This is a genomic window from Nonomuraea sp. NPDC050153 (assembly GCF_044460125.1).
In the GTDB taxonomy this organism is placed as follows: Bacteria; Actinomycetota; Actinomycetes; order Streptosporangiales; family Streptosporangiaceae; genus Nonomuraea.
This window is the reverse complement of record NZ_JBITJQ010000014.1, coordinates 34,079-47,075: the sequence shown is the minus strand read 5'-3', so window position 1 is coordinate 47,075 and position 12,997 is coordinate 34,079. Positions and strand designations below refer to the sequence as shown.

The window sequence follows — 12,997 nt, the reverse complement described above, 5'->3', positions numbered from 1 at the left end:
GCGGGGCGTGGGAAGGCTCTGCATAACAGGTTCCAGTTTGCCCGGTGATGCCGTCTGACAGAAATCTTCGTAGGTACGGGAACACCAACGCGCCAGAATGGTGTTAGATGTGATGGCGTTGTATTAGCTGATCCCGTAGTGAAAACCAGCATGACTTTGTCTGAGCCACCCCGGGTGCTTGCTGTACGACACACCGGGACCCACGAGGTGTGGGTCCCATAGATTCACATCCTGAGGGAGAGCTTTTATGGCTCAGGGAACCGTCAAGTGGTTCAACGCCGAGAAGGGCTTCGGCTTCATCGCCCCGGACGGCGGTGCGCCGGACGTGTTCGTGCACTTCTCCGAGATTCAAGGCAGCGGCTACCGCAGCCTTGAGGACGGCCAGCGGGTCGAGTTCGAGATCACGCAGGGACAGAAGGGGCCGCAGGCCTCCCAGGTCCGCGCCATCTGACCTTGTAGCAGCTAGACAGGCCGGGGTTCGTTTCCAGCGGGCCTCGGTCTTTTGCTTGTTCCGGGTTGGTCACGGCCGCGAACCTTCTGGGCTTCGCGGCCATCCACCCCTACATGAGGTACGCCTGGTTATGTCACCCCGTGACCGTTGCCGGGGTGTTCGTGCTCTTGATCAACGATCACCTGCTCAAGCAGGCCTGGCCCGGGTTCGTCACGGGCAAGCTCAGTGACGTCGCGGGACTGGTCGTCGCCCCCGCGCTGGCGGCCCTGCTCTTCTGGCGGCGGGCCGACCTGGCGGCCACCGTACTGACCGGGGTGCTCTTCACGCTCGTGAAGGCCACGGAGACGGGCGCCGAGCTGGCCTCCCACGCCTGGACCCTCGTGGCGGGCCCGTCGCGCGTCCTGGCCGATCCCACGGACCTTCTCGCCCTGCCCGCTCTCGCCCTGGCCTGGTGGGTACGCCGCCGCAGCCTGGAGTCGGACTCCGCGCGCTGGCGCGTGACGGTCACGATGCCGCTGGCCGTGCTCGCCGTGACCGCCACGTCGGCCGCGGCCCCGCCCACCGCCGACTCGGTCAGGGTGGACGGGGACCGGATCGTCGTCCACGTTCAGGGCGGCGCCCCTCAGGTCTCCGAGGACGGCGGGGTCACCTGGTCGGACGACAGCGGCCCGCAGGAGGAGAGCAGGCCGCTGCAGAGCGCCGCCTGCGTCCCCATGCGGGCGACGCGGTGCTACCGGGTGGTGCCCAACCGGATGGCCGTCGAGCAGTCCGACGACGGCGGCAAGACCTGGGGCCCGTCGTGGGCGCTCACCGGTGACGACCGCGAGCGGTTCGCCCGGCGGTATCAGTACGGGACCGACCGCTACTCGATGGCGCTGGCCGTGCAGGCCCGCCCGGGCGGGCACGTCGTGGTCGTCGCGAACGGCCTGGACGGCATCCTGGTCCGCGACGTGTCCGGTGCGTGGCGGCGCGTGGGCTGGCCCGGTTCGCCCGGGTACGGGGCGGTGGACCTGTCGCCGGAGAGCAACGTGGCGATCTTCCTGGCCGCGTGCATGCTGTTCGGCTGCGCCGGGGCGGGGCTGCGCCGGCTCGGCCGCGCCTACCTGGGCTCCGCGGCGGCCGCGTCACTGGGCGTGTTCACCGTGCTCACCGGCTGGTCCACGGGGTTGGAGCCGGTGCTGATCCTCATCGGCATGATCGCCGTCCTGGCGGGCGCCGTCACATGCCTCGTGCTGGCCGGGGCCGGCCGGGCGCGGCCCATGCCCGCCGCCGTCGGGGTGCTGGCCGCGCCGCTCGTGTACCTGTGCGTCTACACGCCCTTCTACGGCTGGTCGCATGGCGCCCCGGACTCGTACGGGGTCGCCGTCGCCCTGGCCGTGCTGCTGACCGCCCTGGTGGTGCTCGGGGGCGCCGCACTCATCAGGTACGACGCCCGCCGCGTCTACTTGGACGGCTCCAGCACGTCGAGGCCCACGTAGGGCCGCAGCGCCTTGGGAACCACCACGGAGCCGTCGGCCTGCTGGTGGTTCTCCAGGATCGCCACGATCCACCGGGTCGTGGCGAGCGTGCCGTTGAGCGTGGCCAGGTGCTGCGGCTTGCCGTCCTTGTCGCGGTAGCGGACGGCGAGCCGGCGGGCCTGGAACTCCGTGCAGTTGGAGGTCGAGGTCAGCTCGCGGTAGCGGCCCTGGGTCGGGATCCACGCCTCGCAGTCGAACTTGCGGGCGGCCGACATGCCGAGGTCTCCCGCCGCCGTGTCGATGATCCGGTAGGGGACCTCGATCTTGGCCAGCATCTCCTTCTCCCAGGCGAGCAGGCGCAGGTGCTCCTCGTGGGCGTCCTCGGGACGCACGTACGAGAACATCTCGACCTTGTCGAACTGGTGGACCCGGATGATGCCCCTGGTGTCCTTGCCGTACGAGCCGGCCTCGCGGCGGAAGCACGACGACCAGCCCGCGTAGCGCAGCGGCAGGTCGCCGCCGTCGAGGATCTCCTGGGCGTGGTATCCGGCCAGCGAGACCTCCGAGGTGCCGACGAGGTAGAGGTCGTCCTCGGGGAGGCGGTAGATCTCCTTGTCGTGGGCCACGTGGAAGCCGGTGCCCTGCATGGTCTCCGGCTTGACGAGCACCGGCGTGATCATCGGGGTGAACCCGGCCTCGATGGCCTGCTGCATGGCCATGTTGAGCAGGCCGAGCTGCAGGCGGGCGCCGACGCCCTTGAGGAAGAAGAAGCGCGAGCCGGACACCTTGGCGCCCCGCTCCATGTCGATGGCGCCGAGCGCCTCGCCGAGCTCCAGATGGTCCTTGGGCTCGAAGTCGAACTGGCGCGGCTCGCCGGACGTCTCGAGGACCACGTAGTCGTCCTCGCCGCCCTCCGGCGCGCCTTCCTCGACAATGTTGGGCACCGTCTGAACGAGGTCGTCGAGCTCGCCCGTCAGCTTCTCCGCCTCGGCCTCGGCGGCCTTGACCTGGCTCGCGAGGTCCTTGGCCCGCTGGAGCAGCGCGGCCTTCTCCTCGCCCTGCGCCTTGGAGACCGACTTGCCCATGCTCTTCTGCTCGGCGCGCAGAGACTCGAACGAGGTCAGCGCGGATCGGCGGCGCTCGTCCAGGTCGAGCAGCGTGTCGACGACGGAGTCGTCCTCACCGCGGGCACGCTGCGACGCCCGTAGCCGGTCGGGATCCTCACGAAGGGTACGCAGGTCAATCACAAGCCAAAGGCTACCGGCGCTCGGCAGCAGCCCGCCCCCGTATTACCGCGTACACGCGGACCCGATTGGCCGTGACCTCAGACCTGGCCCGCCCGGACGCGTGCGAGCCAGTCGCCCGCCTCGGCGAACTCGGAGTCCGAGGTGCCCCGCTTGATCTGCGGCGCGATCCCGTCGGCGCGCGGGTAGCTGCCCAGGAAACGCACCTCGCCGCAAATGCGGTGGAGCCCGGAGATGGCCTCCCCGACGCGCGCGTCGGCCACGTGCCCCTCGAAGTCGAAGTGGAAGAAATAGCGCCCGATGCCGTCACCGGTCGGCCGCGACTCGATGCGCGTCAGGTTGACCCCGCGCACGGAGAACTCCGTCAGCATCTCCAGCAGCGCGCCCGGGTGGTCGTCGGCGAGGAAGACGACCAGCGTGGTGCGGTCGGAGCCGGTCGGCTCGGGCAGCGGGCCGCCGGGGCGGCTCACCCGTACGAACCTGGTCACCGTGTCGGACCTGTCGCCGATGTCGGTGGCCAGCTCCACCAGCCCGTAGTGCTCGCCGGCGATGCGGGCGGCGATGGCGGCGTCGTACGGCGAGCCGGGCAGCGAGACCTCCTGGGCCGCCGCCGCGGTCGAGGGCGCGGCCACCACGACGGCGTCGGGCAGCTCGCGCGTGATGAAGGCGCGGCACTGGGTGATGGCCGCGGGATGCGTGTAGACCCGCTTGACGTGGGGGATCTCGGTGCCGGGCCGGGCCAGCAGCGAGAACTGCACCGGCAGCAGCAGCTCGGCCGTGATCAGCAGCGGCTCGCCCCACGCGAACTCGTCGAGCGTCGTGGTGATCGCACCCTCGATGGAGTTTTCGAGCGGCACGACGGCGCCGTCGGCCTCGCCACTACGGGCGGCGTTGAGCGCGGCGGGCACGGTGGCGCAGGGCAGGCGCTCGGCCGTCGGGTCGAGGAGCCGCAGGGCCTCTTCGGTGAAGGTGCCTTCCGGCCCGAGATAGGCGAGTCTGGGCATACATCCAGAGTATCCGCAGGTGAGCGCCACCACGCCCCTTACGCCCAGGGACGCGCCCGCGTTACAGCGGTCCCGAGGCCCGGGAGAGGATCATCGGCCCGAGCCCGAGCCTGGCCGCGCGCACCGCCTCCTCCTCTTCGGGCGACAGCGGCTCGCGCCCTTTCCCGCCCACGACGGGCCGCACGTACGTACGGGTCTCGCTGCGCCCGTTGATCGAGGTCAGCACGATGCCGTCGCCCAGCCCGTTGATCATCGCCACCGAGAACGACAGCCGCCCGGTCATCTCGGAGAGCGCGTCGTACCGGCAGACGGCCACGTCCCTGATGGCCTTGAGATCGCCCATGCCCTCGCTGGTCTGGCGGGCGAGCATCCGCTGGCAGTCCTCCACCGCCGCCCTGGCCTGCCGGAGCGACAGATACCCGATGAACACGCCGCTGACCCCGGCGACGACACCCACGACGACCCATGTGGTAACGAGCACGGCACAGAGGGTAATGGTTCCGTCACGCGATCTGACGCCGTTTCGGCAACCAGGCTACCAACAACCACACGAGCACCAGCGCCCCCAGCCCGTACCCGTTCTGGACGATCTTCCCCAGCACCGGGCTGACCCCCGGGATTTCGGCCGCCTTCAACGAGACGCCCCACCAGGGGATCGGCACCACGTAATAGAGCCACACGCCCGCCGCCACCCGCAGCCTGACCGGATCGCGCCCGTCACCCACGATCGCGCCGAGCACCACGACCACCCAGGCGAGGTGGTGGATCCAGGCGACGGGCGAGAGCAGCACGGCCATGAGCCCGACGAGGGCGACCGCGGTGAGATGGTCGTTCGCCCGGTACGCGTCCCGCGCGCCGCGGAACCCGTACCACGCGACCACGGCCACGATCACCAGCCAGATCGCGGACGTCGCCGTCTCGGGCAGGTAGAGCCGGATCAGCATGCCGCGGATCGACTGGTTGGTGGTGGCCGCGTTCGAGCCGAGGCGGTTGGGGTCGAGCAGCGCCGAGAACCAGAACTGGAACGCGTCCCGCGGGATCACCGCGAACGGCAGCAGCGTGAGCACCGCCGTCGTGAACGCCGCCATGAAGAACGTCCGCCACTGCCGCGTTACGAGCAGGTGGATCAGGAAGACGCCCGGCGTGAGCTTCACGGCCGTGGCCAGCCCGATCAGGAACCCCCGCGGCCACCATGGCCGCCTGACCACGCAGTCGGCCAGGCACAACGCCACCAGCAGGATGTCCACCTGCCCGAACCGCACCTGGTCCCTGATCGGCATCAGATACACGCAGGCCACCATGAGCGCCGCGAACACCCAGGGCACGTACTTCCTGAGCGCCTGCCTGAACGACAGCCACACGGTCACGGCCAGCGCCGCGAATATCCCGGCCGTCCATACCCACTGGGCCGTCCCCCACGACATCTCGGCCAGCGCCACGGCCAGCATCGCCGCGACGGGCGGGTACGTGAACGGCAACAGCTGCGGGGCGGGTGTGAAATAGTCGTACACCGGTCGGCCCTCAAGCAGCATCTGGCCCCCGGTACGGTAAACGTCCAGGTCAACCAGCCGTTGGTCGTCCGGATTGGTGAGCCACGTGACCACCAGGGGCGCCGCGGCCGCCGCGACCACGAGCACCACGAGCGCCCACGCCCACCACTGCCGCCGTACCACCCGCACCTCGCCACTTGTCACGATGTGGCACGTTACCGTGGCTGTTGTTGATCGAGGGCAAACAATGGGGGTCCGTACATGCCGAACGCCACGCCCAACCGGGACGGCGCCCACCACGTACCACCCACCCCTCCTCAACCACCCCACCCCACCCCCCCACCTCCCGCGGCCCCCACCACCCCACCGGCACCCCAGCACACCACCACGCCGGCACCCGAACCCGCCACCGCCCTGACACCCGAACCCGCCACCGCGCTGAGACCCGAGCCCGCCACCACACCGGCACCCGAACCCGCCACCGCGCTGGCACTCGAACCCGCCGCTAACGCGCCGACGCCAACGCTCGCCTCCACCACTCCGACCACCACTCCCACGCCAATGCACACCACGACCACCCACGCCGCAGCCGCCCTCACGCCAGCGCACACCCCGACCACCGCGCTGGCTCCGGCCCTCGGCCCGCGCCGGGCACTCGGCACGCTTGTCCTCGGCCTGACCGCCGCAACGTGCCTAGCCCCACCCGCGGCCGCCGCCGCGACGCCCCCCGGCAACCCCGGCCCACCCGCCAGAACAGCCGGAGCAGCCGGAGCAGCCGGGACAGCCGGGACAGCTGGAGCAGCTGGAGCAGCTGGAGCAGCCCAAGCACCCGGAGGACCCTCGGCCACTGCGCTACGGCAGCCCGCCCGAGGGATCGGTCAGGGCCATGTAGCCCTCGTCGGCGTGCCCGGCCTCGAATGGAGCGACCTCCACCCCTCCCGCACCCCCAACTTGTGGGCGCTCATCAGCCAGGGCGCCTCCGCCTCCCTCTCCACAAGAGCTGTCCCACCCCCCGACCGCGGCATCACCTGTCCCACGACGGGCTGGCTGACCATCTCAGCAGGCCAACGAGCCGGCACGGCGGGCAAGGGCTGCCTCCAGCCCCCCACCCCCCAGCTCACCGGGGAAGCAGCCAAGATCCCGAACTGGCCCACCCTGGCCGCGTACCAGTCCGAAACCGGGTTCGACGCCCAGCTAGGTACCCTGGGCCAGTTGGTGACGGACAACGGTGGCAAGGTCGCCGCCATAGGCGCAGGCGCCGCACTCGCCGGAGCCGACAGGTCCGGAAATCTCGCCAAATACACCCCCACTCTCGACACCGCCGGCGACCTGACCCCGTACAACCTGATCATCATGGAGGCCGCCGACCTGGCAACCGCCTGGACCGGGCAGCCCCTGGACGAGTACGGCGTCCCCACGCCGCTGCCGACCACGGCCCGCCAAGCAGCCGTAACCAAGGCGGACCAGCAGATCGGCGCCCTGATCGCCAAATTGCCCCCCAACACCACCACCCTCGTGGCAGGCATCTCGGACGTGTCCCCGACCGCCCACCTCCACGTGGCAATCGCCAAGGGCCCGTCACCGAGCGGCCAGCCGTACGACCACGGCTACCTCACGGCCACCTCCACCCGCCAGGACGCCCTGGTCACGATCACCGACCTCACCGCCACCGCCATCCAACTCCTGGGCCTCCCCGCCCCACGCCAGGTGGTCGGCCGCCCCTGGCAGCCCAACGGCCCGACCTCCGCCACACCGGCCGAGACGGTGGCGGAGCTGGCGGACGGAGATCTGGCCAGCCAGGTGCTCCGGGAGGTACGCGGCCCGTTCTTCGCCGTACTCGTGACGGTCCAACTCCTCTTCTACGCCCTCGCCGCCCTGGCCCTCCGCCGCCGCCGCTCCACCCCATCTCCCCACCCCACCGCCGACCAGCCCCGAACCCCCTCACATCACGGCACCAAGCCCTCCCCCCTCATCGCAAACCGCACCACCTCATCCGCAACCGCAACCCTCAACACCCCCGAAGACACCACCCCACCCACCACCAACCCCCTCAAAACCGCCAAAGACACCACAGAAAGCACCACCACACCCCCCGACACCGCCACGGCGAACACCACCGAAGACCGCACCCCACCCACCACCGACGCACTCAAACTCCCCGAACAAACCGCTCCCCCTACTTCCCCCGGCACAGAGCCCCTCTCCGCCGAGCCCCTCACCACCCAGCCCCTCACCACCCAGCCCTTCTCCGCCGAGCCCCCATCCACCGAACACGACGGCACATCACCCTTCGGCACCCCAGCCGGCGATTTCGCGAGCACCTCCAAGCTCCTCAAAGCCGTTCAGATCGTCGCAGTGATCAGCGGAGCAATCCCTGTCTCCACCTTCCTGACCCAGCTGGTGCCCTGGTGGTCCCTGCCCGTGCCGATGTTGTCGGTGATCGTGACGATCGTGGCCATCGCCGGACTGATCACCGCCCTGGCCTTCGCCGGTCCGTGGCGAGCTCACGTGCTGGGCCCGCTCACCGTGGTCGCCGCCGTCACCTCCCTTGCGCTCCTCATCGACGTCATGAGCGGCTCCAAGCTCCAGGTGAACGCGGTAACCGGCTACGAGCCCGTCACCGGGGGCCGCTTCTACGGCTTCAGCAACATCGCCTTCGCCGTCTACGCCACAGGCACCATCCTCGGACTCGCGGGCGTGGCCCAGTGGTTGCTCGGCAGGGGCGTCTCCAGGGTCGTGGTCGTTGCGGTGTGCGCGTTGTACGGGGGACTCGCGATCTTCGCGGACGGGTGGCCTTCGTGGGGGGCGGACTTCGGCGGTGTACCGGCGTTCGTGATCGGCTTGGCGGTCTTCCTCATTCTGCTTTCCGGCAAACGCGTATCGCTGCTGAGGCTCCTGCTCGTCGGCTTGGTGGGGGCCGTATTCGTGGGCGCCCTCTCGGTGTTCGACTGGCTGCGTCCCGACGCCCAGCGCACCCACCTGGGCAACTTCGTCCAGCAGGTCATCGACGGCCAGGCGTGGACCGTCGTCGGCCGCAAGTTCAGTGCCATGATCGGCGTAACTGTCGGGAACTGGTCACTAACCCTCCTCTCGCTGGTCGCGCTGGCCTTCTTGTTCCTGGTACTCAACCGCCCCTCGCGTTGGGGCGCCTCCGCCCTCGGCCAGGCCTACCGCCTGGCCCCCACTCTTCGAGCCGGCCTCTTCGGCGCCCTCACCTGCGCCTTTGTCGGTTTCCTCATGAACGACTCCGGCATCGCCATCCCCGCCATGGCCCTAACCGTGGCCGTTCCGCTAACCCTGGCCGCCTGCGTCCGCGCTCTCCAACTCACCACCCCCAACTGGCATTGACGACCACCCCAGCGCCGCGCCGTCAGCGTCTTCCCCAACCAACCCCGAAGCCCTGCCACGCCCGGCCAGCCCGATCCTGATCGAAGCCCGGAGGCCCTGCTGCGCCTGGCCAGCCCGATCCTGACCAAAGCCCCGAAGCCCTGCCACGCCCGGCCAGCACGATCCTGGTCGAAGCTCAGGACGAATTGCAGGTCGCCGACCGCCGCCACCTGTCCGAAAGCTCCATGACCCTGCTCACCCCACCCGACACCGACCAGCAGGAAGTGGCGCACCCCGAACTGATGACGGCATGGTCAAACCAGCAGAGCCTCACGCGAAAACCGGGCTACGCCACTCCGCAGGACATGCCAAGCCCGCCTGGCCGCCGCCAACGATCAGCGTTCGCCCTGCAACTCGCCATGCCGAGCCAGTGCCGATGGCAGGCGATCACGTCTGGCAGCTCGCCATGCCCACACGACCAATGCCACCGTCAGGGCCAGCAGCGCCCACGCGAGTTGCGGCCGGACCACTGTGCTGAGCCATTCGAGGTCTGCCGGCTGCCCGTTCACTCTGGCCGGGAGGTACGCCAACGACAGCACCAGCAGGTGGGCGACTACGAACCCGTCCACTGCGGAGGCCGCCACCAGTGCCAGCAATCCGAGGGCCAAGCCGTCGTACCAGGGCAGGATGTACGGCGTGGCGAACACGTAGGCGATCACCAGCCCGACCGCCACGACCGGTGCCTCAAGCCCGCCGTTGCCGTGTGACGCCGTCCAGCGGCTCGCCCAGCGTGCTGCGCCGCTGCTCGTCCCGCTTCCCGGATCGTCACTCGTCCCGCTGTCTGGGGCGTTGCTTGTCCCACTTCCCGGATCGTTGCTCGTTCCGCTGTCTGGGGCGTTGCTTGTCCCACTTCCCGGATCGTTGCTCGTTCCGCTTTCTGGGTCGTTGGCCGCCCGGCTTGCTGCTCGATGGCTCACGTTGCTCGACGGGGCGTGGATCGTTGCGGTGGTCGTGGGGTGGCCAGGTCCGTTCGGCGGGATTGGGGTTGCCTCGTTGGTTGGTGGGGAGGCAGGGCGGCGGGAGCGGGAGGCCAGGCGGAGTAGGGACCAGGCGATGAGGGCGAGCACCAGGAGTGAGCCGATCTGGATCTCTCCTCGATAGGCGCTGCCTGTGCCCACGATGGACTGGAGCCAGCCCTGGACGAGCTTCCAGAACGAGGCGTGGGAGATCGACTTGCTGGTGCGCGTCATCGGGGCGATCGCTTCGGGGCCGACGATCGCGTACCCGATGATCACTACGGCGAGTGCGCAGGACGCCATGAGGGCCAGGCGGGCGGGGCGGCGGCGCAGCTCCCAGGCGGGACCGAGGGCGACCAGGCCGGCGTTGACCTTGATCGCCACTCCCAGCCCGAGCAGGACGCCGGAGCCTGCGGGGCGGCTTCTGGCCAGGAGGGCGGCGACCATGCAGGCGATGGCGAGCGTGTCCACGTGCATTCCTGCCACCAGTTGGTAGAGCAGGAGAGGGTTGGCCGTCCACAGGAGTGCGGCGCGCAGGCGTCTGGTCGGGTCGTCTCTGGTGAAACGGTCGATGAGCAGGGCCGTCACAATGAAGGCGGCGGCGTTGAACAGGGCCAGCACGAATATCGTCAGGCGGAGCGAGTCGCCGCCGATCCAGCTCGCCACCGCCTGCACGGCAGTGGCCACTGGGCCGTACACGCTCGGCTCCTCGCGCCATGGGTCCTCGACCGCGTCCGCGATGGGGTCGCCCGGCACGTCGACCGCGCCGTGGGTGTACGGGCTGAGGCCTAGCGTGACCATGCGGCCGTAGGCGGCGTAGTTGAGGTGGTCTCCGGAGCCGGACGGTGGCAGGAACGCCAGGATTGCGGCGGCTGCGCAGCCGATCAGGACGAGGAGGCGGGCGCTCGGTAGTGGCCAGCGCCTGCTGCTCGGCACGCCTGTTGGCGACCCGTTCGTCTTCGGCGGCCGTGCTGAACCATCTGCCCGTGCCGTATTAGCCCATCCCGTATTTGCCCGGGCTGCATCCGTCCCCGTTGTAGCCGCCGATGTTGCATCCGCCCCCGGCGTTCCCGCCCGTGGCACGTCCGTCGGCGCCCCAGCCGCCCCCGGTGTTCCCGGTGTTCCCGCTCCTTGCACATCCGCCTGCGTCGCGTCTGACCTCGTCGCATCTGGCCGTGTTGCGTTGGGCTGTGTTGCGTCGGGCTGTGGGGACGGGGTGTCCGCCGAGTTGGTGGGAGGTGGGGTCTGGGGGGTGGCTGTGGGTGGGTGGGGAAGGTCTGGGGGGCGGGTCAGGGTGAGGGCGGTCAGGAGGCCTAGGCCGCCCAGGATGATTGCGGCGGCGGCGAGGGCGATCACCAGGTATGGGTTGGGGTGGACGTCGAGAGAGTACGGCGGCTGCCAGCTCGGGCCGGTCAGCGCAGGCACCATCGGCGACGGGCCGAGGAGACCTATGGTGATCGTCAGCAGGATCGAGGCGCCGATCGCCGCCGTGGCCAGCCCGGCGAGCCGGCCCCGTGCCTTTTCGTGCCGCTTCTCCGAAGTCACCGGCAAATTCCAGCACACTCGTGGGGTGGCTTCGGCCGGGCGGAAGCTTCCTGTGGATAACGGGGATCGGGCTGAGGGCTCTGTGGATGGAGAAGGCCGCTGCCCTCGTGTGAGGAGGGAAACGGCCTCATGGTCGGTGCAAGGTGTGGAGATGGTCAGCGGTTGGGGCGGATTTTATGGAGGTTTTGGGCGATAAGCGGCTCTCTGGTGGCCAGGGCAAGCGCCACGTCCCGGAGTTGTATCGCTCGATGGAGCTGGGCCCGCCAGTCCGTGCCAGTGGCGCGGTGGGCCATGTCGACCTCGACCTCGACGATCCGGTACCCCTTGTGGAGCAGGTCGATCGTCAGCGCCGTCTCCACCCCGAACCCATGCGCCAGCGGACGGGCCGCCTCGAAGGCCGCTCTGGTGATGCAGCGCTGGCCGTTGAGCGGTTGGGCGGGGTCGAAGCCGGTGGCCCGGCGGATGCCTTCCTTCGACAGGCGTACGACCAGGCCGTGGCCGCCCAGCTTGACCCTGGTCGTGAAGACCGCGATGGTCATGTCGGCCTTGGCCGCGCGTACGGGCTCGATGAGGGGTGCGGCGGCGTGAGCCGTCTCGCCCAGGTCGGCGTCGAGGAAGAGCAGGTGGCGGGGGGTGGCGTCCTCGTCGAGGAGACGGACGGCCTCCGCTCCGGTCTCCATCGCGGCGGCCTTGCCCCTGTTACGGCTGTGGCGCACCACCCTGGCGCCGGCCGCGCGCGCCACCCTGCCGGTCTGATCCCTCGAACCGTCGTCCACGACCACGACCATGTCGACGCCGGGCAGGGCCGCGGCGGCCTTGACGGTGGCCGCGATGCGGTCGGCTTCGTTGGCGGCCGGGATGATGACCGCTGTGTCGCCGCTGGTGCTCACCGAGCGTCACCTCCGCACACGACGCTTTCGATTCTCCTCGGTCGAGCACCGGGATTGACGTCGGGACCGTGCCCCGGGACTCGACTCAGGTCGTTATTGACACCGTAGCCGACGCTCCGGTCACGGGCGGTCCCGCGTTGCCCGTCATCAGGCGGCTGATGCGGCTGCGATGTGCCGCGCAGGGCCGCATGCATCACGATCTCGTGCTGCGCCGCAGGCACGACCTCACGCACTTCCTTCTTGTGCAGGGGTGCGTTTGGTGACCGATGCGGCGTCGTGGCCAAAGGAGGGAGCGTTGCCGTCCTCCGCGTCTCATGCGCGGGCCGGGGTGCTGCCGACCCCGATGTCCTGTGCGCGGGCCTGATCGTCGCCACCCCGACCGTAGCCACCCCGGTCGTCCCGCGTGCAGGCCGGGGCGCTGTCGTCGCGGTCCTGTGCGTGGGCTGGGGCGCTGCTGTCCCGCATGTCGCGTGCGCCGGGCGGGGCGCTGCGGGCACGCAGGACATCTCGGCAGGTCGCGGTGCTGGTGTCCTGCGCGAGGCAGGGTCAGAGCGCAGTGCCGGTGTCCCGCGT

General features: G+C 69.9%; 9 protein-coding genes. 3 read left to right on the top strand and 6 right to left on the bottom strand.

Going from position 1 to position 12,997, the window contains the following annotated elements; translation table 11 throughout:
- Nucleotides 1-247 precede the first annotated feature (247 nt).
- Nucleotides 248-451 (top strand): cold-shock protein, encoded by a 204-nt coding sequence (locus ACIBQ1_RS30730; protein ID WP_093173019.1) that lies wholly within the window; start codon nucleotides 248-250, stop codon nucleotides 449-451.
- Nucleotides 452-606: 155 nt separating this feature from the next.
- The gene (locus tag ACIBQ1_RS30725; protein WP_397282782.1) at nucleotides 607-1,929 is read left to right on the top strand and encodes a hypothetical protein; all 1,323 of its coding nucleotides are present in this window, start codon (nucleotides 607-609) and stop codon (nucleotides 1,927-1,929) included.
- On the opposite strand, the gene serS is transcribed toward ACIBQ1_RS30725, so the two are convergent.
- The 4 genes from serS to ACIBQ1_RS30705 all read right to left on the bottom strand — a co-directional run bounded on the left by serS (nucleotide 1,893) and on the right by ACIBQ1_RS30705 (nucleotide 5,850).
- Complete coding sequence (gene serS / locus ACIBQ1_RS30720; RefSeq protein ID WP_397282781.1) at nucleotides 1,893-3,155, bottom strand: serine--tRNA ligase; 1,263 nt, start codon at nucleotides 3,153-3,155, stop codon at nucleotides 1,893-1,895. The genes ACIBQ1_RS30725 and serS overlap by 37 nt on opposite strands.
- A gap of 77 nt (nucleotides 3,156-3,232) precedes the next feature.
- Complete coding sequence (pheA, locus tag ACIBQ1_RS30715; protein WP_397282780.1) at nucleotides 3,233-4,156, bottom strand: prephenate dehydratase; 924 nt, start codon at nucleotides 4,154-4,156, stop codon at nucleotides 3,233-3,235.
- Nucleotides 4,157-4,217: 61 nt separating this feature from the next.
- Nucleotides 4,218-4,637 carry a DUF4446 family protein gene (locus ACIBQ1_RS30710; RefSeq protein WP_397282779.1) on the bottom strand — a complete coding sequence of 140 codons (420 nt, stop codon included), beginning with the start codon at nucleotides 4,635-4,637 and terminating at the stop codon, nucleotides 4,218-4,220.
- A gap of 22 nt (nucleotides 4,638-4,659) precedes the next feature.
- Nucleotides 4,660-5,850, bottom strand: coding sequence for a glycosyltransferase 87 family protein (locus ACIBQ1_RS30705; RefSeq protein ID WP_397282778.1), 1,191 nt, complete (start codon nucleotides 5,848-5,850; stop codon nucleotides 4,660-4,662).
- Nucleotides 5,851-6,549: 699 nt separating this feature from the next.
- Between ACIBQ1_RS30705 and ACIBQ1_RS30700 the strand changes: the two genes are divergently transcribed.
- Nucleotides 6,550-8,994 carry a hypothetical protein gene (locus tag ACIBQ1_RS30700; protein WP_397282777.1) on the top strand — a complete coding sequence of 815 codons (2,445 nt, stop codon included), beginning with the start codon at nucleotides 6,550-6,552 and terminating at the stop codon, nucleotides 8,992-8,994.
- A gap of 374 nt (nucleotides 8,995-9,368) precedes the next feature.
- Here the strand turns inward: ACIBQ1_RS30700 and mptB are convergent, their stop codons facing one another.
- Nucleotides 9,369-10,925, bottom strand: coding sequence for a polyprenol phosphomannose-dependent alpha 1,6 mannosyltransferase MptB (gene mptB, locus ACIBQ1_RS30695; protein WP_397282776.1), 1,557 nt, complete (start codon nucleotides 10,923-10,925; stop codon nucleotides 9,369-9,371).
- A 764-nt stretch (nucleotides 10,926-11,689) separates the two neighbouring features.
- Nucleotides 11,690-12,424 (bottom strand): glycosyltransferase family 2 protein, encoded by a 735-nt coding sequence (locus ACIBQ1_RS30690; RefSeq protein WP_397282775.1) that lies wholly within the window; start codon nucleotides 12,422-12,424, stop codon nucleotides 11,690-11,692.
- Between the last annotated feature and the right edge of the window lie 573 nt (nucleotides 12,425-12,997).

Bases quoted from the DNA above. Each gene is read 5' to 3' on its own strand.
- ACIBQ1_RS30730 (WP_093173019.1), top strand. From the start codon at position 248: ATGGCTCAGGGAACCGTCAAGTGGTTCAACGCCGAGAAGGGCTTCGGC.
- pheA (WP_397282780.1), bottom strand. From the start codon at position 4,156: ATGCCCAGACTCGCCTATCTCGGGCCGGAAGGCACCTTCACCGAAGAG.